The 24917-nt window shown below is 58.8% G+C and carries 19 protein-coding genes, 1 tRNA gene and 1 pseudogene; 14 read left to right on the forward strand and 7 right to left on the reverse strand.

The annotated features are described in order from the left end of the window. Nucleotides 1-178 precede the first annotated feature (178 nt). Both ACTQ1S_RS04600 and ACTQ1S_RS04605 read left to right on the forward strand, forming a co-directional pair. On the forward strand, nt 179-2821 hold the full coding sequence (locus ACTQ1S_RS04600; protein ID WP_427718343.1) for an ATP-dependent Clp protease ATP-binding subunit: 2643 nt from the start codon (nt 179-181) through the stop codon (nt 2819-2821). Nucleotides 2822-3145: 324 nt separating this feature from the next. After that, on the forward strand, nt 3146-4603 hold the full coding sequence (locus ACTQ1S_RS04605) for an aminoacyl-histidine dipeptidase (RefSeq protein ID WP_154514776.1): 1458 nt from the start codon (nt 3146-3148) through the stop codon (nt 4601-4603). An 80-nt stretch (nt 4604-4683) separates the two neighbouring features. Here ACTQ1S_RS04605 and ACTQ1S_RS04610 read toward each other — a convergent pair whose 3' ends face one another. Further along, a complete protein-coding gene (locus tag ACTQ1S_RS04610; RefSeq protein ID WP_427793585.1) occupies nt 4684-5268 on the reverse strand; it encodes a manganese efflux pump MntP family protein in 585 nt (194 codons plus the stop codon). A gap of 248 nt (nt 5269-5516) precedes the next feature. On the opposite strand from ACTQ1S_RS04610, the gene disA reads away from it, so the two are divergent. The 10 genes from disA (at nt 5517) to ACTQ1S_RS04660 (ending at nt 17580) form a co-directional block, all read left to right on the forward strand. Then, complete coding sequence (gene disA, locus ACTQ1S_RS04615) at nt 5517-6557, forward strand: DNA integrity scanning diadenylate cyclase DisA (protein WP_370450554.1); 1041 nt, start codon at nt 5517-5519, stop codon at nt 6555-6557. Further along, nucleotides 6557-7285 (forward strand): 2-C-methyl-D-erythritol 4-phosphate cytidylyltransferase, encoded by a 729-nt coding sequence (gene ispD / locus ACTQ1S_RS04620; protein WP_154514770.1) that lies wholly within the window; start codon nt 6557-6559, stop codon nt 7283-7285. The genes disA and ispD overlap by 1 nt, the downstream gene beginning before the upstream one ends. Continuing rightward, entirely contained in the window at nt 7275-7769 is a 495-nt protein-coding gene (gene ispF / locus ACTQ1S_RS04625; protein ID WP_441547180.1) for a 2-C-methyl-D-erythritol 2,4-cyclodiphosphate synthase, read from the forward strand. Before ispD ends, ispF begins: the two co-directional genes overlap by 11 nt. A 3-nt stretch (nt 7770-7772) precedes the next feature. After that, nucleotides 7773-9239 (forward strand): cysteine--tRNA ligase, encoded by a 1467-nt coding sequence (gene cysS, locus ACTQ1S_RS04630; RefSeq protein ID WP_441067660.1) that lies wholly within the window; start codon nt 7773-7775, stop codon nt 9237-9239. 167 nt (nt 9240-9406) lie between these two features. Beyond that, entirely contained in the window at nt 9407-10321 is a 915-nt protein-coding gene (gene rlmB, locus ACTQ1S_RS04635; RefSeq protein WP_427795071.1) for a 23S rRNA (guanosine(2251)-2'-O)-methyltransferase RlmB, read from the forward strand. 3 nt (nt 10322-10324) lie between these two features. After that, nucleotides 10325-11002 carry an NYN domain-containing protein gene (locus ACTQ1S_RS04640; protein WP_055285223.1) on the forward strand — a complete coding sequence of 226 codons (678 nt, stop codon included), beginning with the start codon at nt 10325-10327 and terminating at the stop codon, nt 11000-11002. Nucleotides 11003-11227: 225 nt separating this feature from the next. Beyond that, a tRNA-Thr gene (locus ACTQ1S_RS04645) sits at nt 11228-11302 on the forward strand. A gap of 409 nt (nt 11303-11711) precedes the next feature. Next, nucleotides 11712-14939, forward strand: a complete 3228-nt coding sequence (locus ACTQ1S_RS04650; protein ID WP_441547181.1) for a helicase-related protein — start codon at nt 11712-11714, stop codon at nt 14937-14939. After that, nucleotides 14933-15529, forward strand: coding sequence for a DUF4391 domain-containing protein (locus tag ACTQ1S_RS04655; protein WP_441545463.1), 597 nt, complete (start codon nt 14933-14935; stop codon nt 15527-15529). Before ACTQ1S_RS04650 ends, ACTQ1S_RS04655 begins: the two co-directional genes overlap by 7 nt. A gap of 5 nt (nt 15530-15534) precedes the next feature. Beyond that, nucleotides 15535-17580 carry a site-specific DNA-methyltransferase gene (locus ACTQ1S_RS04660; protein WP_441547182.1) on the forward strand — a complete coding sequence of 682 codons (2046 nt, stop codon included), beginning with the start codon at nt 15535-15537 and terminating at the stop codon, nt 17578-17580. A 97-nt stretch (nt 17581-17677) separates the two neighbouring features. Here ACTQ1S_RS04660 and ACTQ1S_RS04665 read toward each other — a convergent pair whose 3' ends face one another. The 5 genes and pseudogenes from ACTQ1S_RS04665 to ACTQ1S_RS04685 form a co-directional block, all read right to left on the reverse strand. After that, on the reverse strand, nt 17678-17854 hold the full coding sequence (locus ACTQ1S_RS04665) for a hypothetical protein (protein ID WP_441545461.1): 177 nt from the start codon (nt 17852-17854) through the stop codon (nt 17678-17680). After that, complete coding sequence (locus ACTQ1S_RS04670; protein WP_441032131.1) at nt 17851-18276, reverse strand: hypothetical protein; 426 nt, start codon at nt 18274-18276, stop codon at nt 17851-17853. Before ACTQ1S_RS04670 ends, ACTQ1S_RS04665 begins: the two co-directional genes overlap by 4 nt. After that, nucleotides 18276-18719, reverse strand: a pseudogene (locus tag ACTQ1S_RS04675) (DUF4417 domain-containing protein); the annotation flags it as partial. The gene ACTQ1S_RS04670 and the pseudogene ACTQ1S_RS04675, both read right to left, overlap by 1 nt. Before the next feature lie 379 nt (nt 18720-19098). Beyond that, on the reverse strand, nt 19099-19662 hold the full coding sequence (locus ACTQ1S_RS04680; RefSeq protein ID WP_441545459.1) for an ImmA/IrrE family metallo-endopeptidase: 564 nt from the start codon (nt 19660-19662) through the stop codon (nt 19099-19101). Between the two features lie 13 nt (nt 19663-19675). Then, nucleotides 19676-19981, reverse strand: a complete 306-nt coding sequence (locus tag ACTQ1S_RS04685; protein WP_441032137.1) for a helix-turn-helix domain-containing protein — start codon at nt 19979-19981, stop codon at nt 19676-19678. Between the two features lie 212 nt (nt 19982-20193). On the opposite strand from ACTQ1S_RS04685, the gene ACTQ1S_RS04690 reads away from it, so the two are divergent. Continuing rightward, nucleotides 20194-23343, forward strand: coding sequence for a type III restriction-modification system endonuclease (locus tag ACTQ1S_RS04690; RefSeq protein WP_441547183.1), 3150 nt, complete (start codon nt 20194-20196; stop codon nt 23341-23343). A gap of 37 nt (nt 23344-23380) precedes the next feature. After that, on the forward strand, nt 23381-23965 hold the full coding sequence (locus ACTQ1S_RS04695) for a hypothetical protein (protein WP_441038929.1): 585 nt from the start codon (nt 23381-23383) through the stop codon (nt 23963-23965). Between the two features lie 692 nt (nt 23966-24657). Here ACTQ1S_RS04695 and ACTQ1S_RS04700 read toward each other — a convergent pair. Beyond that, nucleotides 24658-24813 carry a hypothetical protein gene (locus ACTQ1S_RS04700; protein ID WP_441547184.1) on the reverse strand — a complete coding sequence of 52 codons (156 nt, stop codon included), beginning with the start codon at nt 24811-24813 and terminating at the stop codon, nt 24658-24660. Between the last annotated feature and the right edge of the window lie 104 nt (nt 24814-24917).

Consider the following 24917-nt stretch of genomic DNA (forward strand, 5'->3'; position numbering starts at 1 on the left):
CCTCTAACCTAGAGCGCCCGCCGCACCCGGCGATTCCTTTTTTGTAGACGTTGTCGTATGGCTGCATGCGGAAAAGGCCACAGCGGTTAACATATACTCCATATGGGTAAAGAGACCAAAGCGCCGCCACGAGTGGCGCTTTGCGTTTGAAAAACTAGCTCGTCTAAGAGGAACTAGCATGTTGGACCGTTTTACCGATCGCGCGCGCAAGGTCATGTCCATGGCCAAGCAGGAGGCGCTCGATCTTCACTCAAATAAGGTGGGTACCGAGCATCTGCTGCTCGCGCTCGCCAAGGAGGACGAGGGCATTGCCGCCGAGGCACTGCGCTCACTCGATATCTCCTACGATGACATCATGGACACGCTCAAGGAGGTCCAGACCACCGTTCCCGAGCCCAGCGAGGAGACCGAGGCAGCTAAGCTCGCCTTTACGCCGCTCGTCATCAGCGTGATGGAGCGTTCCTTCCGCGTGGCGCGCGAGAACAACCAGACCTATGTGTCGACCGAGCACCTGCTCATCGGTATCGTCGAAGAGGGCAACGGCATGGCCATGGACATTCTCATGCGCCTGGGTGTTTCGTCCGCTTCCATTAAAAAAGCCATCGAGAAGCTTACCGCCAAGGATCAAGACAAGAAGCGCCCGCTCGCCGGTGCCGGTGCCGGGCGTCCCGGTACAGGCCTGCCGTTCTTTAGCGGCTCGGACGCCTCGCAGCAAAAGGGGAGCGGCACCGACACGCTCAAGCAGTTCGCCACCAACCTTACGCAGAAGGCGCGCGACGGCGAGCTCGACCCGGTGATCGGTCGCGAAAAGGAAGTCCAGCGCATGATGGAGATCCTTTCGCGCCGCACCAAGAACAACCCGCTTATCTTGGGTGACCCCGGCGTGGGCAAGACGGCCATCGTCGAGGGCCTGGCGCAGCAGATCGCTGCCGGCAACGTGCCCGAGAACCTTATGAACCAGAACATCTGGACGCTCGACCTGCCGGGTCTTGTCGCGGGCGCCAAGTATCGCGGTGAGTTTGAGGAGCGTCTCAAGAACGTGATCCAGGAGGCAACCGAAGCCGACGACGTCATCCTGTTTATCGACGAGATGCACACCATCATCGGTGCCGGTTCTGCCGAGGGATCCATCGATGCAAGCTCCATGCTCAAGCCCGTGCTCGCGCGCGGCGCTTTCCAGATCATCGGTGCCACCACGGCCGAGGAGTTCCGCAAGTACCTCACCAAGGACCCGGCCTTCGAGCGCCGCTTCCAGACCATCGATGTTGAGGAGCCAAGCGTCGAGGACACGGTCAAGATCCTGACCGCGCTCAAGCCGCGCTACGAGGAGCACCACCACGTGCGCTATACGCAGGGTGCCATCGAGGCTGCCGCGAACCTCTCCAACCGCTACATCCAGGATCGCTTCCTGCCCGATAAGGCCATCGACCTCATCGACGAGGCCGGCGCCCGCGCCCGCATTGCCGCCAACCGTGCGCCTGAGCCGGTGCGCGAGGCCGAGCATCGCGTGGAGGAGCTCAAGGCTGCCGCGCAGGAGGCCACCGAGGGCGACGACATGAACAAGGCCGCCGAGATTACCGAGCAGCAGAAGGCTGCCGAGATTGAGCTCGCCGAGGCCAAGGCAGCTTGGACGGCCGAGCTCGACGCCAGCCCGCTCACCATCGATGTCGCCCAGGTTGCCGACATCGTGTCCGTGACCTCGGGCGTGCCGGTGTCTTCGCTCACCGAGAGCGAAAGCCGTCGTCTGTTGCAGACCGAAAGCGTGCTCAAGACCCGCATTATCGGCCAGGATGAAGCTGTCGAGGCCGTGGCCAAGGCAGTGCGCCGCAGCCGCTCGCCGCTCAAGGACCCGCGTCGTCCCGGCGGCAGCTTTATCTTCTTGGGTCCTACCGGCACAGGCAAGACCGAGCTCGCCAAGACGCTCGCCGAGTACCTCTTTGGCAGCAAGGACGCGCTCATCAGCTTCGACATGTCGGAGTTTGGCAGCGAGTTCGAGGTCTCCAAGCTCATCGGTAGCCCCCCGGGCTACGTGGGCCACGACGAGGGCGGTCAGCTCACCAAGGCCGTTCGCCGTCACCCGTACTCGGTCGTGCTGTTCGACGAGATCGAGAAGGCGCACCCCGATATCTTCAACATCTTGCTGCAGGTGCTTGAGGAGGGTCGCCTGACCGATAGCCAGGGCAAGACGGTCGATTTCCGCAACACCGTGATCATCATGACGTCCAACGTGGGCGCCCGCGAGATTGCGCAGGATGCGAGCGTTGGCTTTGGCACCACCGGTGAGCAGGGTCTTACCTCGAGCGAGATTAAGGGCCGTGCGATGGGCGAACTCAAGCGCCTGTTCCGCCCCGAGCTGCTCAACCGTATCGATGACATCGTAGTGTTTCAGAAGCTTTCGGGCGAGAACTTGACCAAGATCGCTCACCTGCTGGTGGACGACCTGCGCCAGCGCCTGATTGCCAACGGCATGAACATCAAACTCACCGATGCGGCCTACGACAAGATCGTAGCCGAGGGTACCGACCTCACCAACGGCGCACGTCCGCTGCGCCGCGCCATCCAAAAGCTCATCGAGGATCCGCTATCCGAGGAGCTGCTGGCCGGCGAGTGGGGCAGCGGCGATACCGTCCTGTGTGACGTGGCCGACGGCAAGTTCGTCTTTAGCCACGGTACGGGCGAGATCCCAGCGCCGCGTCCGGCAGGTGCGCTTGGGGGCGATACCGCTCCGGAAGCGCCACACACCGGAAACGCCGCGCCTGTGAGCAGTGGCGTAAGCTCGGGCCCCGGCGGCATGATGCAAGCCGGTTCCGGCGCGCTGTAGGGCGTAACAAAACCTTGTGTCCACGAGGGCGTTCCAAAGGAGCGCCCTTTTTTCTGTTGGAAAGGCCCCTCGTTCAAAGTAAATCTCATTAAACATACCAACGGTGTATGCATAAGCGTTGATCAAGCGTTGAGGTTGGTTGAAGGGCCCAACATCCCTTCGGCGCGGTCCGTCTACCTGCTTTATCTTAATAAAGTGGCGTTTCTCCGCCGTTAGCCGATGATGCGAGAGCGCTCGGCGTTTTCGACTGGTTTATGCAAACGAAGTCTGGGAATATACAAGGCGCATGTCTTATTGTCTAACCAGTTGCGCCAAGGAGGCACCATGGACTACAAGATCACCGGCTATGAGCCCGCCCAGCTGTTCCATTTCTTTGAGGAGGTCAGCGCGATTCCCCGTGGGTCTGGCAACGAGAAGGGCATCAGCGATTTCCTGGTTGCGTTTGCCAAGGAGCGCGGCCTCGATGTGTATCAGGACGAGGTCTACAACGTCATCATTCGCAAGCCCGCATCTGCCGGTGCCGAGAATGCCCCGACCGTGATGCTGCAGGGCCACATCGATATGGTGTGCGACAAGTTGGGCTCCGTTGAGCACGACTTTACGACCGATGGTATCGATCTGCTCGTCAAGGACGGCGTTCTCACCGCTAACGGCACCACGCTGGGCGCCGACAACGGTATCGCCGTCGCTCTGATGCTCACTGTTCTCGATGACGATTCGATCGTTCACCCCGCCCTCGAGTGCGTATTCACCACCGACGAGGAGACTGGCCTGGTCGGCGCCGAGACGCTCGACAAGTCCCAGATTAGCGCCCGCACCATGATCAACCTTGACTCCGAGGAAGAGGGCGTTGCCACCGTCAGCTGCGCCGGCGGCGTCGTCGTTACCTACACCTGCCCGATCGCGCGCGAGCACAAGACCGGTAGCACCCTCACGTTCGACATCTCCGGCCTGCTGGGCGGTCACTCCGGCAGCGATATCCACCTGGAGCGCGGCAACGGCAACCTCATCATGGCCCGCATCATCGACCGCCTGATGGTTGCCGGCGAGCCCGCCATCGTTAGCTTTAACGGCGGCACCAAGGACAACGCCATCAACCGTGAGTGCAAGGCTGTTCTGGTCTACGCCGACCACGCTGCCGCCGAGGCCGCGGCCCAGATCGCAAAGGGCATTATCGCCGACGTCACTGCCGAGCTCGAGGTCTTCGACCCCGGCTTTACCTGCACTGTCGAGATTGCCGACGACGCCGAGGTCGAGGCCATGGACGAGAAGTCCGCGCTTGCCCTCATCCGCGCCCTGCGTCTTGCCCCCAATGGCGTGATCCGCCGCAACGTTGCTACCGACGGCTCCGTCGAGGTTTCCTCCAACATCGGTGTGGTTGCCACTTCTGACGACGAGGTCAAGATCATGCTGTCCCCGCGTTCCTCGATCACCTCGCTGCAGAACGAGTTCAAGGACCGCCTGCAGACGCTGGCCGATGTCCTGGGCTTCGACGCCAAGTTTGAGTTCGAGTATCCCGGCTGGAGCTATGCCGAGCATTCGCCGGTCCGCGACGTCTTTGTCGAGAGCTATCGCGAGCTCTTTGGCTCCGAGCTGCGCATCGAGTCCATTCACGCCGGCCTTGAGTGCGGCCTGTTTGCCGAGGCCCTGCACGGCCTGGACGCCATCGCCGTGGGCCCGACGCTCTCCGATGTCCACACCCCGGACGAGAGCATGGAGCTCGCTTCTGCCGAGCGCTTCTACGAGCTGCTCATCGACGTCCTCAAGCGCCTCGCCGCGTAAAGGTCGCCTTGGTTAAGCCGCTCTAAAACGGCTGGCTATGAAAACGGCCGCCTGGCGTAATGCCGGGCGGCCGTTATTCGTCACAGTGCGAGGATCCCAAGGTGCTCAAGTAGGATCTTAAGCCCGATGAGGACGAGTACGACGCCACCCACGATGGTGGCGGGTTTTTCGTAGCGCGCGCCAAAGGTGTGGCCGATCGCTACGCCGGCGACGGAGAAGATAAACGTTGTGACGCCGATAAGTGATACAGAGGGCACGATATCGACCGAGAGCGCGGCAAACGAGATGCCCACGGCGAGCGCGTCAATCGAGGTGGCGATGGCAAGGATTAGGTACTCGCCCAGGTCGATCTTTTCGGCATCCTTGCCGTCGCCTTCGTCCTCATCCTCGTCTTCGGTAAAGGTTTCCCACAGCATCTTGCCGCCGATAAAGGCCAAAAGGATAAAGGCGATCCAATGGTCTATGGGACCGATGATGCCCATGAACTGGCTGCCGAGTGCCCAACCGATTACGGGCATGCCGGCCTGAAAGCCGCCAAAGAACAGGCCGAGCACAACGGCGACTTTAAGGTTGATCTTTTTCATGCCGAGACCCTTGCAGATAGAAACGGCAAAGGCGTCCATCGAAAGGCCAACGGCGAGCAACACGAGCTCTGCGAGTCCCATAGTCTGGCTCCCTCTCTCCGGGCGAACCCGATTACACGACCACTCCCTCATTTATATGAGACCCGATGCTACCACATGAGCAGCCAAAAGAGCCCCGTCCCAAATGAGCTACCCAAGCGGTGTTCGCTCATTCTGTAAGCATCGGAATTTGCGGGCGTCACAGGGGCAAACCGTGAGAAACTTATTGACGTTTATGGAGCGTATACGATGGGAGCGATGCCTTGGATAAGAACGAGCTGCAAAAGCGTATGGAACAGGCCATCCGCCTGACGGCACCTGGCCAGCCGATCCGCACCGCCCTTGACATGATCATCGCCGGTCACCTGGGCGCGCTTATCTGCGTCGGCGACACCGAAAACGTGCTCGCTGCCGGTAACGACGGCTTCCCGCTCAACATTTCGTTTACCTCGAACCGCCTGTTCGAGCTTTCCAAGATGGACGGCGCCATCGTCATCGACGGCGACCTTACCCAGATCCTGCGCGCCAATTTCCACCTCAATCCCGATCCCTCGCTCGCCACGAGCGAGACGGGCATGCGTCACCGTACTGCCGCTCGCATGTCGGTGCTCACCGACGCCATCGTGATCTCGGTCTCGGCCCGTCGTGCCGTCGTCAACGTGTATGTGCACGGCAAGAGCTATGAGATTCAGCCCGTCACCACCATCATGAGCTCGGTCAACCAGCTCGTCGCTACGCTTCAGACCACCCGTCAGTCGCTCGACCGCTCCCTGCTGCGTCTGACGGCCCTCGAGCTGGACGACTACGTCACGCTCGCCGACATCACCGGCATTTTCTCGAGTTTCGAGATTATGCAGCAGGCAAAGACCGAGCTTAAGGATTGCATTGTCAAGCTGGGCAACCAGGGCAAGCTCGTGCAGATGCAGCTCGAGCAGCTCGCCGGCTCCAGCATGGATACCGAGTACGACTTGATGATTCGCGACTACGCAAGCGATTCCTCCGAGGCAAACGCCGAGAAGATCCGTGCCGAGCTTAGCCGCATGACGCCCAAGGACTTGTCTGACCCGCAGCATGTGGCGGCGGTTCTGGGTTACGACGACCTGGACGAGGACTCCGTCATGACGCCGCTGGGCCTGCGCACGCTTTCGCGCGTGTCCGTCGTGCGCGACGGCGTGGCCGAGAAGATCGTCGACGAGTATGGCTCGCTGCAGGAGCTCATGGACGACATCAGCAAGGATCCGGAGCGCCTGGGCGACTTTGGCGTTAACAACCCTGCCATTCTTGCGGACTCCCTGTACCGCATGAAGGGCACCAAACAGGGGAACGCATAATGGCGCCCGTATGCGCCGTGGTCGTTGCCGGTGGCAGCGGCCAGCGCTTTGGTAATCCCGGTGGCAAGCAGCTCGTCAATGTAGCGGGCCGTCCGCTTATGAGCTGGTCCATCCGCGCGTTTGACCGTAGCGATAAGGTCGGCCATATCGTCGTGGTTTGCCCTGCCGAGCGTCGTGCCGAGATGCGCCGCCTGGCCATCAGCCCGTATTCGTATAACACGCCCATCAGCTTCGCCGATGCCGGCGATACCCGCCAGGACTCCACTCGTGCCGGCGTGCATGCGGTGCCGGCAGGCTTTGAATACGTCGCCATTCACGACGGCGCTCGTCCGCTCATTACTACCGAGGCCATCGATCACGCTATCGACGTGCTCGTGAGTGACCGCTCGCTCGACGGTGTCGTGTGTGGCCAGCCCGCGATCGACACGCTCAAGATCGTCGATGGGGACAACATCGTCGAGACGCCGCCACGCGAACTCTATTGGGCCGCGCAGACGCCGCAGATCTTTAGTGTCGACGCCATGAAACGCGCCCATGCCGCGGCGATTGCCGAGGGCTTTATCGGTACGGACGATTCGTCACTGGTCGAGCGCATGGGTGGGCGCGTCCGCTGCGTCCAGAGCCCGCGCGACAACCTTAAGGTGACGGTGCCCGAGGACTTGCGTCCCGTAACCGCGATTTTGCTCGGGCGGATGGCCGAGAGAGAGGACCTTCCCCATGTTCAGTAACCTGCGCATTGGCCACGGCTACGACGTCCACCGTTTGGTGGAGGGGCGTCGATGTATCATCGGCGGGGTCGACATTCCCTACGAGCGCGGCCTGCTGGGCCACTCGGATGCCGATGTGCTCGCGCACGCGCTGGCCGACGCTATTCTGGGCGCCTGCCGCGGGGGAGACATTGGCAAGCTGTTCCCCGACACCGACCCCGCCTACGAGGGTGCCGACTCGATGGTGTTGCTTGCCCGCGTAATGGACTATGCGCGCGAGCTGGGCTTTGAGTTTGTCGATGCCGACTGCACCATTGCCTGCCAGCAGCCTAAGATCACCCCGCACCGCGATTCCATGCGTGCCAACTTGGCCCATGCCCTGGGCGTTGACGTTGAAAACGTGGGCGTCGCCGCCACCACGACCGAAAAGCTCGGTTGGGAAGGTCAAGGCGAGGGAATTGGCGCCTGGGCCGTCTGCCTGCTACAGAAAACCGTTAAGGAGTAACGAATGCGTATCTACAACAGCGCTACCCATAAAAAGGAAGAGTTCCAGCCCATCGAGCCCGGCAAGGTCAGCATGTACGTGTGCGGCCCCACGGTTTACGACAACATCCACATCGGCAACGCCCGCACGTTCATCAGCTTCGATGTGATTCGACGCTGGCTCATCGCGAGCGGCTACGAGGTCACGTTCGCCCAGAACCTCACCGATGTCGACGACAAGATCATCAAGCGCGCTAACGAGCAGGGCCGTACGGCCGCCGAGGTCGCGACGGAGTTCTCGGATAAGTTTATTGGCGTCATGCGCGCTGCCAACGTGCTCGATCCCGATGTGCGCCCCCGCGCCACCAAGGAGATCGGCCCCATGATTGCCATGATCAAGGCGCTCATCGAGCAGGGCCACGCTTACGCCGCCGATAACGGCGACGTGTACTTTTCCGTGCGCAGCGATCCCAACTACGGTCAGGTCTCGGGCCGCAACATCGACGACCTTATGGTGGGTGCGCGCATCGAGGAGAACGAGGACAAGAACGACCCGCTCGACTTTGCCCTGTGGAAGGCCGCCAAGCCCGGCGAGCCCAGCTGGCCGAGCCCCTGGGGCGAGGGCCGTCCCGGCTGGCACACCGAGTGCGCCGCCATGGTGCACCGCTACCTGGGTACCCCGATCGACATTCACGGCGGTGGCTCCGACCTTGCCTTCCCGCATCACGAGAACGAGTGCGCCCAGGCTGCCTGCGCCTGGCACCAGGGCTTCTCCAACACCTGGATGCACACGGGCATGCTGCTGGTCGACGGCGAGAAGATGTCCAAGTCGCTTGGTAACTTCTTTACGCTGGCCGAGGTGCTCGAGCAGCACTCCGCTGCCGCCCTGCGCCTGCTGATGCTGCAGACGAGCTATCGCTCGCCGCTCGACTTTTCCTGGGAGCGCCTGGAGGGTGCCGAGAATTCGCTCACGCGTATCGCCGGTACGGTAGAGAACCTGCGCTGGGCCGCGAACCATGCGACGGCCGATGCCGATGAGGCAGCATCTGAGGCGTTTGCCGCCAAGGCTGCCGAGACCCGTGCCACCTTTAAGGAGTGCATGGACGACGACTTTAACACCGCCGGTGCCATGGGCGCCGTCTTTGGTTTTGTCACCGAGTGCAATCAGTATCTGGAGCAGGCGGGCGACGCTGCCGACAAGGCCGCGGCTCTTGCTGCCGCCGATACGCTGGTCGAGCTGCTCGATACGTTTGGCGTTGAGCTTCCCGAGCCCAAGGTCGAGCTGCCGCTGGGTCTTTTGGGCGTTGCCGCCGGCTTGGTCGCCTACACTGGTGACGACGTGGACGAGGCCGCTGCCAAGATTCTCGAGGCTCGCGCCGAGGCCCGTGCCGCCAAGAACTGGGACTTGGCAGACGCCATCCGCGATCAACTCAAGGACTTGGGCCTGACGATTGAAGATACCGCCGCCGGCACCCGTATCAAATCCCTCTAATCCCCGCGGGTTTCCCAAGCACCCGACCGCCCGAGCCACGGCACCTTGCCTTTCAATCGTCGGGCATGGCCCCAAGGTCTATGCCCTCCTCTTTCAAGGCAATCTGCCGCACCTCGGGCGGTCGGTCTATTTGTTTCGTTTGATAGTTGTATTTAGGAGGCCGTCCTATGGCCGACAATCGCAAGCGTGCGCCTCGTGGCGGCAAGCAGGCCGCTTCTGGCTCGCGTTCGATTCGCCGAAATGACCGTGCTGCCGCTTCCAAGGGCCAGCGCGATCGCACCCAAGCTGCGCGTCCGCAGCGCGATCGCAACCGCGACGCTGTCCAGGCTCCCAAGGGCGAGTTTATCGAAGGCCGTCGTGCTGCCGTCGAGGCGCTGCGCACCGGTTTTCCCATCAAGTGCGCGCTCATTGCCGAGGGCGGGGAGCGCGATGCCGCCTTGTCTCGTCTGGTCGATGACCTCAACGCCGCGGGTGTCCGCATTAAGTATGTGCCGCGCGCGCAGCTCGATGCGCTGTCGAGCCATGGCGCTCACCAGGGTATTGCGCTCGAGGTGGGCAACTTCCCTTATGCGGATGTCGCCGATATCCTCGACCGTGCAGGCGAGGGTCCGGCACTTGTCGTGGTGCTCGACCACGTGACCGACGACGGTAACTTTGGCGCTATCGTGCGCTCCGCCGAGGTCGTGGGCGCGGCGGGCGTCATTATTGCCAACAAGCGCGCTGCCGGGGTGACCGTGGGCAGCTACAAGACCTCCGCCGGCGCCGTCATGCATCTGCCTATCGCGCAGGTCCCCAATATCGCTCGTGCGCTCGACGATCTTAAGGCCGCTGGCTTTTGGGTGGGCGGTGCCTCCGAGCACGCCGAGGGCAGTTGCTGGGATGCTCCCTTCGAGGGCCGCGTGGCGCTTGTCATGGGCTCCGAGGGCGACGGCATCTCGCGCCTGGTGCTCGAGAAATGCGACTTTTTGACCAAGCTTCCTCAGCGTGGCATGACCGAGAGCCTCAACGTTGCCCAGGCAACGACGGCACTGTGCTTTGAGTGGCTACGTCGCAACGCCGGCGAGCTCATGGGGGAGGAGTAGCGCATGTCCAAGAAGAACCGCGCCAAGTCTAAGGCCAAGCGCTTTGGCGAAGGCTCGGCCAAGCCGATTGTCTCGGCCGCGACCTACGGCGTAGGCGGCAATGCGTTTGCGCAGGCTATCGCCGACCCGGTCTCCACGGTGCACTCCAATAAGCCCGAGCTGCTGGTGGTCGACGGCTACAACGTGATCCACTGCACGCCGCGCTACGAAAAGCTCGTGTACGACCATTCCGACGATCCGTATTCCAGCGACGTTCACGATATGGCGCGCACCGCCCTTATCAACGACGTCGCCGCCTTTGCCCAGGGCCGCTACGAGGCCGTAATTGTGTTTGACGGTGCAGGCAATATCTCTAGCGAGCGTCCCAACTTGCCGGCTCGCGGCGTGCGCATCGAGTTTTCGCCGACGGGCGTATCGGCCGATACCGTGGTACAAAAGCTCTGCATCGAGGCGCGCGAGGAAGGCCGCGCGTGCTCCGTGGTGTCGAGTGACGGCACAATTCAAGCCGTCGTCATGGGCAAGGGCGTTACGCGCATCTCGAGCCGTATGCTGGTGGACGAGATCAAACAGATCGATAACGACGTTCACGAGGCAGAGGAAGCTCCGCAGATCAAGATGACTCTGGGCAGTCGCCTGAGCCCCGAGGCACTGGCAAAGCTCAAGGCCCTGCGCGGGAGGTAGGTAAACCTTCTATGGGGAGCTGCTTTCTCGATTGATCAACCAACTGGTTTGTAATCAATGGGTTGCGGCTTGGCATCGCCAAAACGAATAGTTTTTGGTTCTGGCGAACAGATAAAACTATTCGTTCTGACGAATAGTTTTGAGATGTGGTCGGTCAAAGGGCCTGTTGCGCCTTGTCCGCAATTCCTTTATTCTTAATTGGCTTCGCGCGAAAGCGCCAAGTGTGCCAGTGTGGCGCAACGGTAGCGCAACTGATTTGTAATCAGTGGGTTGCGGGTTCGATTCCTGTCACTGGCTCCATGAGAGTTTCGGACTCTGTTCCTTGTGGGACAGGGTCCGTTTCTTTTAATGGCGAGTTGTCGGGCTCGGTATTCGTCTTGTTTTCCAGTTTGTCTCGAGCTGTAACACTAAGACGGGCATTTTGCTTCTATCTGTTACAGATCGAGATGGAAGGTTGAAGGCTGCCCGTCTGTCTCAATCTGTAACAGATAGAAGCGGAATAACGGTCTAGATGTTACAGATTGAGATGAAAGTCACACGCCATTTCTCGTGCTTGCGTCGTCGCACTGACCGAATAATTGACATCCCCGCAAGGCGTTTTGCATATCTCGGTTTAGACTAATAGCTTAGGTGCCGATGAGGCTCGACAGCGATGCAAGAAGCGGCGCCGAGCATTTTGTTTCCAGACGCTGCGTCCGAAGGGCGTTTTATGAATCTGAAGAGCTTTGATAACCAAAACGAGCTGCTTAAAGATGGTCTAATTGAAGCAATCAATAACGGAGATCGAATTTCAGTCGCTGCGGCGCTGTTCTCGATTTATGGATATGGCGAGCTCAAAAAACAGCTTGAGGCATGCGATTCCTTCCGGTTTATTTATACGGAACCGACCTTCTTATCCGTCAAAGCCCAGAAGGAGCAGCGTGAGTACTATATCCCGCGTATGGGGCGCGAGAGCAGTATTGGCGGCACGGACCTCGAGATTAAGCTCAAGAATGAACTTAGGCAGAAAGCTGTCGCTCGTGAATGCGCCGAGTGGATTAGAAAGAAGGCAGAGTTCCGCTCATACCGAGATGCCAATCGCGCAGCCGGTGGCTATCTCGTCGTCGACGGTACCGAGCCTGCGGCGTTCCAGCCTATCGAGGGCCTGACGACGTCCGCTCTGGGTACAACGCCCAGCAAGCAGCTCACCATGACTATGGGCATCCCGGGGGACATGGCGCGCCAGTACCTGTGTCAGTTCAATGCCGCCTGGGATTCGGGCGAGCTTGAGGACGTTACCCAGGCGGTAATCGACTCCATCTCCACCATGTATCGCGAGAACCCGCCCGAGCTGGTCTACTACGCCGCGCTCTACCGCATCTTTAGCGAGTTCCTCGAGGACGTCTCGGTGGATGACCTCGCAAAAGAGGGGACCGGCTTCAAGGAGAGCAAAGTCTGGAACCTGCTCTACGATTTCCAGCAGGACGCGGCGCTTGCCATCATCAACAAGCTCCAGACCTACAACGGCTGCATCCTCGCAGACAGCGTCGGACTGGGCAAGACGTTCACTGCCCTCGCGGTCATTAAGTACTATGAGCTGCTCAACCGCAACGTGCTTGTGCTCTGCCCCAAGCGCCTCTCGGACAACTGGCTCACCTATAAAAAGAACTACGTCAACAACCCCATCGCCGCCGATCGCCTGCGCTACGACGTGCTCTACCACACTGACCTGTCCCGCGATAAGGGAATGACGGTGGAGGGTAACGACCTCGAGAAGTTTAACTGGGGTGCCTACGACCTCGTCGTCATCGACGAGTCCCATAACTTCCGCAACGGTGCAGACACCTCGTCCAAGGTCGAGGACGAGACGCAGGGCAACCGCTTCGAGAGGCTCCTCAACAAGGTGATCAAGGACGGAGTCGAGACGAAGGTTCTGATGCTTTCGGCAACCCCCGTCAACAACAGGTTCCGCGATCTACACAACCAGCTCAAGCTTGCCTATCAGGGCGATCCCGACGCATGGTCGAAAAAGCTCGGACTCGACAAGCCGGTCGATCAGGTATTCCGCGACGCGCAGGCGGCGTTTCGCGACTGGTCGGAGCTGCCCGCGGCCGATAGGACCACGACGGCGCTGACCGACCGGCTCGACTTCAACTTCTTCCAGATTCTCGACCGCGTTACCGTTGCGCGCTCGCGCAGACATGTGCAGCGCTACTACGATGTATCCGCGATCGGTCCGTTCCCCAAAAGGCTTAAGCCGGTATCGTTGCGGCCGAGTCTGGCCACCTCGGACGAGGCGGGCACCTACTCGCAGATAGCCGACACGCTCGCCTCGCTCACGCTCGCGGTCTACCTGCCCACGGTCTATCTCCATCCCAGCGCGGCGCCCAAGTACGCCGACGAGCACGGTCGTCCTCCCACCAGCGGTCGCGAGCAGGGAATGGTCAAGCTCATGTCCTCCATTCTGCTCAAGCGCCTGGAGAGCTCCGTCTACGCCTTCGAGATCACGCTGGGCAAGATTATCGAGGTCATTAGGCACAATCTAAAGGTTATTGAGGACTATCGCGCCGGCGCGTCCGGCGCGTCGGTCGAGGCCGTCGAGTCCTTTGAGTATGAGGAGGGGGACACCGACTTTACGGTCGGCACCAAGAGCAGGTTCTCGCTCGAGGACATGGACTGGATTAGCTGGGAGCGCGATATGCTCAAGGACCTCGAGGCACTCGAGGACATCCGACAGCTTATCGCTCCTATCGATGCCGAGCATGACGCGAAACTGGCCAAGCTCAGGCGCGTCATCGCGGACAAGATTGAGAACCCCATAAACCCGGGCAACAAGAAGCTGCTGATCTTTACGGCGTTTGCTGACACGGCGGACTACCTCTACAAGAACATCGGCGCCTACGTCGAGGAGCGCTATGGGCTCGAGGTCGCTGAGGTCGCTGGCGGCTCGCAGAGCGCCCGCTGCTCGGTCGAGGGCGTTCGCAACGACATGAACGAGGTCATTACCTGCTTCAGCCCGGTATCGAAGGACCGCGACGTTGCGTATCCGAGACTCAAGGGCAAGGACATCGACGTGCTCATCGCGACCGACTGTATTTCCGAAGGCCAGAACCTGCAGGACTGCGACTGCGTCATCAACTACGACATCCACTGGAACCCGGTGCGCATCGTGCAGCGCTTTGGCCGCGTCGACCGTATTGGCTCCAAGAACGCCTGCATCCAGCTCATCAACTTCTGGCCCGATGTTGAGCTCGACGAGTACATCAACCTCAAGGCACGCGTCGAGAACAAGATGCATGCGCTGGTGATGGCATCGACGGGTGATGACGACTATATCAACGAGGACGAGAAGGGCGACTTGGAGTATCGACGCCAGCAGCTTGAGCGCATGAAGGACGAGGTCGTCGATCTGGAGGATGCCCAGGGCGGCATTTCCATCACCGACCTTGGCCTCAACGACTTCCGTATGGACTTGGTCGAGTACCGGAAGGAGCATCCCGAGATCGAAAACGTCCCATACGGCATCGAGGCAGTCGCTGCCGGCGAAGAGCCGGGCACGATATTTGTGCTGCGCAACGCGAATGGCAACATCGACAGACTCTCCGGCAACCCCATCCATCCCTTCTACCTGGTGTACGTTGGCGAGGACGGGTCGATCCCGCATGGCTATGCCACGCCCAAGGACATCTTGGACGAGATGAGGCGAATCTGTCGAGGCGTCCAGGAGCCGGTTGAAGACCTGTGCCGCGCTTACAACGCTCAGACCGACGACGGGCGTGACATGGCTGCCCAGACGGACCTACTGGCAAGTGCGATCGGCTCCATCGTCGAGGGCAAAAGCGAGTCCGATATCGACAGCTTCTTCAGCGGCGGGACGACGGGCTTTTTGGAGAACGACATCGAGGGCATCGACGACTTTGAGCTCGTGTGCTTCTTGGTGGTGAAAAAACCATGCTAGGACTTCCGGCCACGACCGAGGTGGGAAGGCGTCTGCCCAAAGAGGCCTTCTACCGTCATATGGACGTTGATGCTGCCACCCGGCGTGACCTTACGGGTGGCGTGGCGTCAATTATCGTCGCGAACTCCATCAAGCCGGCTACGACCAATATCGCCGACGGCAAAGCGGTACACGAGATTCTCGTGCTGAGGATCGATCCCAAAGGGGAACGGGTGCCCGAGCGCGCCGTGCGCCTGGTGAGCAACGCGACGCCCAACAAGGCCGTGATTGTCGACGGCGGATCCGGCGATATCGCGATTTGCGAGGAGGGTCGCCTGCTGGAGACGCGGGATATCAAGCGTCTTGCCTTGAACGGTTTCAATCTCGACATGGTATGGGATTCCATGCTCGCCCAAGTCGCGTTGGGAGAATTCGATGGTCACGACGTCTGGGCGAGAATCGATCGCCGTGAGAAAATAGACGGGTTGCGTGCGGAGGTCTCCGCGCTCGACACCAAGGCCCGCATGGAACGACAGATTGTCCGAAAGAACGAGCTATTTTTACAGATGAAAAAGAAGCAAGCCGAGCTTAGGCGGCTTGAGGAGGAGTAGCAACGATGGAGAAGATCAGCCGGGAGACCCCCGACCTCACGCAGGAGAACATCGCCAAGATCGCCGCGCTCTTCCCTGACGTAGTGACCGAGGCGGCGGACGCCGACGGCAACGTCAGGCTCGCCATCGACTTCGATGCCCTGCGCGACGACCTCTCCGGCGAGGTCGTGGACGGCCCGCGCGAGCGCTACCAGTTCACCTGGCCCGGCAAGCGAGAGGCCAAGCTCGAGGCGCGCCGCCCCACCAAGAAGACTATGCGCCCCTGCCCCGAGAAGTCCAAGGACTGGGAGAGCACCGAGAACCTCTACATCGAGGGCGACAACCTCGAGGCCCTCAAGATCATGCGCGAGACCTACGCCGGCAAAGTTAAGCTGATCTATATCGATCCACCTTACAACACGGGTAGTGACTTCGTGTACGACGATGACTTCTCCAAGGCGCGGGCGGAATACGACGCCCAGAACGGCGACTACAACGAGGAGGGTGGCCGCCTTGTAGCCAACCCCGAGTCCAACGGCCGCTTCCACTCCGACTGGTGCTCGATGATGTATCCGAGGCTCATGCTGGCTAGGGATATGTTGAGCGACGACGGTGCAATCTTTATTAGCATTGACGATAACGAGTCCAAGAACCTTCGCGCCATCTGCGGCGAGGTGTTTGGTGCTTCTTGCTTTGTTGGAGATATTGCCTGGCAGAAGACCTATTCGCCGAGAAACGATTCGAAGGGGATTCCATCTGAGGTTGAGCATATCCTGGCGTACTCGAAGAGCCCCGAGTGGATACCGGGCAGACTGCCAAGAACTGCCGAGATGGATGGCCGCTACTCGAGTCCGGATGGCGACCCGCGCCCCTGGAAGGCGGGGGACGCGTCGGCACCCGGTGCCGCTACACACCAAGGTATGGTATATGCCATTCAGCATCCACTCACAGGCGAGCTACTGTACCCGCCGAACGGTCGATGTCGACCGTTCGGCGGGTACAGCATGCTCAGCTTGATGAGTGAATGGGCTGATTATGAATGGGTTGATATTCATGATGAAGAGCGCCGAGCGCAGATATGTAATCTGCCTGCTAACGAAGTACGTCGGGATGTTAAAGCCCTCATGCTAAAGAATCCTGATGAGACAACATACGCACGATCCAGAGCACGATATGAAGAGGGCAGCTGGCCCGTCTTGTACTTTACAAGTGGTGGTAATGGGGGCATGGCCTGTAAGCGCTATCTTGACGAGATGGATGGGAAGATGCCCACCAACCTATGGTCCTACTCCGAGGTTGGTCATACCGACGAGGCAAAGAAGCAGCTCAAATCTCTCTTCGACGGCTCCGCACCTTTCGACACCCCAAAGCCCGTTCGCCTGGTCGATCGCATCCTAACCATCGCCAGCGACAAGGACTCCATTGTCCTGGACTTCTTCTCTGGGTCTGCCACCACAGCAGAAGCCGCTATGCGCAAGAATGCCGAGGACGGTGGCAATAGGCGCTTTGTCCTCGTTCAACTGCCCGAAGAGACTCCTGGCGGCTGGGACAATCTGTGCAACGTCGGTGAGGAGCGTATTCGCCGAGCTGGCGAGAAGATTAAGACCGAAATCGACAAGGCCAACGAGCAGCTCGAACTCGGCGCCGGGCCCAAGCCCGTGCCCGATATCGGTTTCCGCGTGCTGCGTGTAGATGACTCCTGCCTCAAAGATGAGTTCGCTGCACCGGACCAGTACGACCAGACTCAGCTCGACCTCTTCGCCGACAATGCCGCCGAAGGCGCTGCGCCGCTTGGCCTGCTCTTTCAGGTCTTGCCCGCATTCCGCATCGAGTACTCCGCCAAAATCGCTGAGCGCGAAATCGGCGGCAAGGCGTGCTTCGACGTCAACGATGGCCAGCTTATCGCCTGCTTTGACGAGGATGTCGATACCGTGGCGTTGGAGGCAATCGCCAAAGAGCGTCCGCTCTACGCGGTCTTCCGCGACGCATGCTTCTCCAACGACGCCGCCGTGGCAAACCTCGAAGAGCTCTTCAAAACCTTCAGTCCCGACACCATCCGTAAGGTGATCTAAAGTGCATCGGGCCGCCGCTGGTTGAGTGACGGCCCGATTTAATGACGGGTATCAACTCGTTGAATGTAACTTTGAGCCATGGCGGCTCAAACAAGACCTAGTCGCCCGTTTCGCTTGCGGGGTCCACAACTTCGAAATCTTCCGGCGGATACAGGTAATCCTCTCCGCTGTCGTCGACAATGCGATACCAGTCCTTTTCTACGGATAGGACCGTGTAGACCTTACCGTTGGTAAGCTCGAGGAATGAAGTTTCGCCCAGGTATTTTACTTTCACGACAACCACCTCTTAATCTTGAATTTGACCTTCGGTTGGCCAGAGGCTTCGAACCAATGAACTTCGGCTTCTCTGCTCTGCCCGTTGTAATCAACGACGCCGATTCCTTTGACGTGCTTCCAATCGCGAGGGCGCCCTCCAATTTGTTGACTCAGGCCTAAAGCAACTTTTGGGTTGAGTTTGTTTCTTACACCTTTGCCGGCAAACACCTCTACATTGCGTATGGTTGTGCCCTCTAGAAATCTAAAGATCCGACCAGTGTGGGGGTCTTTAATGTCGTAGTTTAAGGCTTTAGCGCTTAGGCTGCGACCGATTTGAATGTTGACCTCGGGAAGCGTCTCGGGTTCAAATCCAGCCAGCGGCAATTTGCCTGATCCCCAGGTCGCGCCAAAGTCTAAGCCTCGTCCATATCCCCCGCCCATTATGCCGCCTCCGTCTGATGGGCTAGCGCAGTTTGCGTTGGATAGCTTTTAACGTTGACCCCTGCGTCCAATGCGGAATCAAAGATGTCGTCTGGCGCTGTTCCATAGACGATGATGTTTTTGGGGCGGAGGCGAGAGACAGACTCATCGACATATGCCTTGAAGACTGCCCTGTCATCTGCGGTGTTTAATGCGCCGATCGTACCCATGGCTATGGTTGCTTCGGTCGGAATGCCGTCAAAGGCGTATATATAGCTACGCCTGTCGGTTGGCCTTATGTTCGGTATGCATGCTCCGCCACAACGCTCATAGAGGCTTCCGAGCAGCCTTCCCCTGAAGCAATTCCAGTATTGCAGGGCAAACGGCATGTTTCTGTACATGCTGAAGTCCCAGGAAACGATTCCTGGATGTTCGAGGAGCCGATCCATGTATTTAAAGGGGTTGTTCCAGAAAGACGGAGCTTGACGTCGTACTCATATGGAACCACCCATGTGGAAGGGTCGTCGCGCTTGCGAGATTTTGAATCAGAAAAGCGAACGACTCGTTCGGGTATTTGATCGGTCCCGTTAATTACGGGCATTTCGAAATCTCCGGCGTAGGTTACGCCAGAATAGTATCTGGTATGAAAAGTGTCATAGTTACTTAAGCTGCCCATGGCAACCTCATTTCTATCGATATTCAACTTGTTTTTTTAGGCTTGCGCTGAATTCGACAGGAATATAGGCATAACGGAAACAATGAAGCCTATACTAAACGCAGCAACGCGAGTCCTTGTCGACTCCAGATCGGCTGCTTCTGTTGGCGCAGGAGCAGCCGTTTTATCTAAGCACGCCCAATAAGACCGCCTCCTCTCCATACGGCGTTACTAACAAGCCACTGCTCATGGGGTTCCCAGAATGAATTTTCCTTGCGACGGTTATTTGCTTGGTCTATGGCAAAACTGGCGCATTTGCCGCTGACGCCAAAACGTTCTGTAACGGCAGCGCCTTTTGGCAACGTTAGTATTAATGGGTGTGGGGCCAGTAGGTATCCAGCAAAATAGTCCGCCTCTGCTTCCTTAAAGGGGTTTTCTTCGCTGTGCCCTAAAAAAATATGAGCCAGCTCGTGGGCGCCCGAAAAGCGTGACCTGTTGTAGGTTGAGCCACTTACATCGTTGACAGCAAGAGTGGCCGAATTATATTCGGCGTCGGCAATGGTGAAGGCATCGCTCGATACGGCAAATGCCGCATTTCGCATATGAGGGTCGAGGGAAGAGTAGGGAACGATCTTAACCCCTAGCGCTTCCGCAGCTGCTCCTACGCTTATCGGGTATTTCGCAAGATCGTAATCTTGCAGCATCTCGATAACGGCTCGTTCGATTTCTTTCTGGTGCTGGCGTTCGAGCAATGAATTCCTCCTATTAACGCTTGGCTAAGGCGGCGATTAATTCGGCCCTTTGTTCCTCGCTGAGGCTGTGCGCATTGCGCGCTATCAGACGAATTGCATCATCGGTCTCTTTTTGATTGTTGTTTCCTGTGATTGCTTCGGGTGCAACATTGAGTGCTCTTGCGATGGCGGCAATTGTAATGGGTCGCGGCTCTCGTGCTCCGCTGACGTATCTGCTAATAGCTGCTGGGGTAAGTCCGGTTTTCGCGGCAAGCTCCTTCTGGCTCATTCCCTTTTCTGCCAAAAGTGCGCCCAGCCTCCTTCCAACTAAAGATGCCATACGTGCTCCTCTCACATAGTAGATGGTAACAGTTACCATCTACTGGTAACTGTAGCTATGCCCATATTAACCTGTCAAGCCTCTTTTTGCTGCACAGTCAATTTATAACGGCCAAAATCGGATTAAAATGCCAGGTAATGAAGTATTTTGCGCTGGAACTATTCGAGCGATAATCATTGTCACTTTGATGGAAACAGCAATGGAGTGCTCAGATGCAGTTCAAGTTCAAAATTCAGCCGTATCAGACTGAGGCTGCGCGCGCGGTGACCGATGTCTTTGCCGGCCAGCCCAATTCTGGCGCCTCGCTCTATCTGCGTGATCTCGGTCGCGCGGTGGGCGGCGACGGCACTGAAGTGCTGCCGGGTCTTGAGACACAGGTTCAGGCATCCGAGGGCTACGCGAATGCCCCGATTGCCCTTGGCTCCGCTACGCTGCTCGAGAACATTCACAAGGTGCAGCGCCGCAATCGCATCGTCGAGTCTTCGTCGCTTGCTGCTGGCCCCGCCCCGGTAAACCTTGACGTGGAGATGGAGACGGGCACGGGCAAGACTTACGTTTACACCAAGACCATGCTCGAGCTCAACCGTCTCTATGGCTGGACCAAGTTCATCATCGTGGTGCCGTCCGTCGCCATCCGCGAGGGCGTCTACAAATCGCTCAAGAATACCGAGCAGCACTTTTTTGAGCAGTACGGCAAGGCCATCCGCTACTTTGTCTACAACAGCAGCCGTCTGGGCGATATCGACCGCTTCTCGGCGAGTTCCGATATCAACGTCATGGTCATCAACATGCAGGCGTTCAACACGTCCATGAAGGAGGGCGGACGCTCCAAGGAGGCCCGCATCATGTACTCCGAGCGCGACGAGTTCGCGAGCCGTCGCCCCATCGATGTGATCGCCGCCAACAACCCCATCGTCATCCTGGACGAGCCGCAGAAGATGGGCGGCAGGGCCACCCAGGCGGGCATCGCCCGCTTCCGCCCCATCGCGTGCCTCAACTATTCGGCGACGCATCGCGACCGCCACGACGCCGTCTATGTGCTGGACGCACTCGACGCATTCAACCAGCGCCTGGTCAAGCGCATCGAGGTCAAGGGTTTCGAGCTCAAGAACATGCGCGGTACCGACGGTTACCTATACCTTCAGGATATCAAGATCTCCAAGAACAAGCCGCCTCAGGCCGTTATCGAGTTCAAGAGACTCAACGCCTCTGGCTCTATCTCCAAGCGTGCACAGGGTTTCTACGAGCAGGACGACATCTATCCCGCGTCCGGCGAGCTCGAGGCGTACCGCGACGGGTTCACCGTGTCCGAGATCGTCCCGGACAGCGATGCCCAGCTGGGCTACGTCAAGTTCCTCAACGGCATCGAGCTTTGCCGCGGCGACGTCTACGGCGACTCCTCCGATCGCGATATGCGCCGCGTTCAGATCCGCGAGACTATCAAGAGCCATCTGGAAAAGGAAGAGGCACTGTTTGCGCGCGGCATCAAGTGCCTGTCGCTCTTCTTTATCGATGAGGTCGCCAAGTACCGCGTCTATGATGACGACGGCGAGGAGGGCCTGGGGGAGTACGGCCGTATCTTTGAGGAGGAATATGCGCGCGCCATCGAGGAGTATGGCCGTGGGCAGCAGAATCTCGATGCCTCGCTCGATGCGGGCCTTGGTGAAGTACGTCGCCGCTACCTGGAATGGCTGCGCGGCATCGACGTCCATGCGACGCACAAGGGATACTTCTCCATCGACAAGAAGGGGCATTCGGTTAACTCCAAGCTCAAGCGCGGCAGCGATGAGTCCGATGACGAGAGTGCCTACGACCTCATCCTCAAGGACAAGGAGCGCCTGCTGTCGTTTGACGAGCCCACGCGCTTCATCTTTAGCCACTCTGCCCTGCGCGAGGGCTGGGATAACCCCAACGTGTTCCAGATCTGCACGCTCAAGCATTCCGATTCCGAGACCGGCAAGCGCCAGGAGGTGGGCCGCGGCCTGCGCCTGTGCGTGAACCGGGACGGCGAGCGCCAGGACCTGGAGGCACTGGGCGAGCAGGAGGTGCAGCGCGTCAACACGCTCACCGTCATCGCAAGCGAGAGCTACAGCGATTTCACGAAGGCGCTGCAGGAGGACACGAAGAGCGCACTTCGCGAGCGTCCCAAGGCGGTCACGGAGGAGTTCCTCAAGGGCTTTGCCGTTCAGGCGGACGAGGAAAAGACCTATGCGCTCACGCAGGAAGATGCACACGATGTCTATTTCGCGCTCGTGCAGTACGGCCTCATCGATCGCGAGGGCGTGCCTACGCAGAAGTTCAAGGAATCGGGCCTTACGTCCGTTACCGACGACGACTTGCCCGAGCATCTCTATGCCTATCGCAAGGATATCGAGGCACTGGTGAAGAGCGTCTACGACGAGCATGCGCTCGACGACTACATCCGTAACGGCAACGAGCCCAAGGTTCGCGAAAATCCGCTCAACGCCAACTTCGCGCGCGCCGAGTTCCAGGAACTTTGGAACAAGATCAACTCCAAGCACTCCTACACCGTCGATTTTGACGACGATGAGCTGCGGGCTAAGGCAATCGACCGCATTAACCGCGAACTGTTTGTGGCCAAGGCGTCCTACGTCATGACGACCGCCGCGCAGCGTTCGACCCAGACGCGGGAGAACCTTGAACGCGGTGAGTCGTTCGGCGATGCCACGAGGCGCGACTACGAGGTGGGCGAGGATGTCTCGGGCGTTACGTACGACCTGCTGGGCGAAGTCGCAACCGCGGCACGCATCACGCGCAGGAGCGCGGCGGCGATCCTCAAGGGCATAGCCCCCGTCAAGTTCCGCATGTTCCGCGATAACCCTGAGGAGTTTATCGCCAAGGTCTCCCGTTGCATCCTGGCCGAGAAGGCGACGATGGTGGTGGACCACATCACGTACCATAAACTCGACGAGCGATACGATTCCACCATCTTCGCCGAGCGCATGCCCGAGAACGTTGGCCGGGCGCTGGAGACGAGCCGCTGCATCCAGGACTACGTGTTTTGGGATTCCGAGGGCGAGCGCGATTTCGCACGAGACCTCGATTCTGCTGAGGGTAAGGTTGCGGTTTACGCCAAGCTGCCGAGGTCCTTTAAGATCCCGACGCCGGTGGGCAACTATGCGCCTGACTGGGCCATCGCCTTCGAGAAGGGGAGCGTGCGCCACGTGTTCTTCGTCGCGGAGACCAAGGGTAGCATGGACAGTCTCACGCTGCGCGACATCGAGCGCGGCAAGATCGCCTGCGCGCGCAAGCTTTTCAATGAGTTCTCGGACGAGGACGTGCGTTATGACGTGGTGCACAGCTACGAGGATTTGCTGACCGTGATCCAGGGAACGGAGTAGTCCCTGATTCCTGTTGCCTTCCGATTGGGGCGTTGAGATGCCGACAGTTATCGATATCGATCAATTTCCGTCGATGGGGGAACGACGTTACGCGGTGGCGTGGCTGGATTCTCCGATGCCGCATTATGGGAAGCTTGTCTTGGTGGGCAATTACGTTCTCGAGACCGAGCTCTTCCATTTTCGATTTTCTGACCCGGATGACATCTTGAAGCGTCCCTTTATCGGTCTCGGTTGGGATAAGGTTGATATTCCGCTTGATGAGCTTTTTGCCGAGGATGTTATCCCTGTTCCCGTCAAGCGGCCGAGCGGGCGACGTGACATTTCGAGCCTTTCCGGCATGCTCGAGCCTCAGGTCGAAAGTATTCTCGGTAGAGGGCGATACGAGGATGACGATGGAGAGTGGCATGAAACGTATTCTCAGATTATCCGCTCGATGACTCCGGCCCGGGCAAAAATCTGGCAGGCAGAATCTGAGATGCGGCTAAATACGCGTTTCGGTTACCGTCTCAGCAAGGAGGATTTCGAGGCCATTTTCGAGATTCGAGGGTTGGAGCCAAATGAATGGACCGGCAAGTTCGTTGAAGATCTGCTGCCGATCAAATCAAAATGGCGTCGCTGGTGAATCCCGTCTTCCAATTATTGGGAGACTTGCATTGCGGTTTGGGGCGTTGCTATGAAGTCCGAATCGAACCGCACGTACATGAATTGAAGCGTATGGTTCGATTCCAGTGCACAGCTATTTTCGATTACCCGCCGTTAGCTTAAAAGCGACGAGATACAAGATGCCGCCGATAACGTACATGCAGGCATCAAGTGGGTCTGGGGTACTAAACTTGAGCACCATGGGCGCAAGTACTTCCCAGCAGATTGAGCATCCCACCGATAATGCCAGACTGCTTGCAAGGTTGCATATCGGTGTTTTTCCACTCACCGTTTCGCAGAGGACGTTTACGTAGGCGGGAAAAATGATTCCTCCGCACAGATCTCCGAGCTGATAATGGGCGAAGTCGTAGGGGAGGAAAAAGTCGAAGCTCGCAATGTATCTGTTAACGAGATACACGATGCCGGCAAGCAGCGGCAGAAGATTTGCGCTGGAAATAAGCGCAGATCTGAATCGTTTAGCCACAGACCGCAAACATAGTCAGGCCAAGGCAAATGCCCAAAGCAATGATGATGATCTGGCTGCAGCCGTTACCCGAAGGGACCATGACACTCTCTTTCTCGATACATTAGTAAATTAAAGTATGCCACAGCCAGCAGCGTATTTGTTGAGCAACAACCTGTGGCCGCCGGCACGCTTTTGGTTTGTATCGCCTAAAACGTCAGTCGAATGACCGAGTGCTCGCCGTGATAACTCTTGACAATAGCGCTGGCGTTATCGACAGCCACGAGATTCCTGAGCCTATTGGGGAATCCGCCCGCAATGAGGGCAAATACGACGGCGATGGCAAGGGCGCAGTACGTGACCAAGCGTGCCTTCTTGCGAAATCTCCCAAGCTGATCGACCTTATCTCAGTAAAACATTCTGGCGATGATTAGTTGCTTGTGGAGTGTCGCACATGCGGAGGTAGAGG

Source organism: Collinsella sp. LCP21S3_D3 (assembly GCF_052118305.1).
Taxonomy (GTDB): Bacteria; Actinomycetota; Coriobacteriia; order Coriobacteriales; family Coriobacteriaceae; genus Collinsella.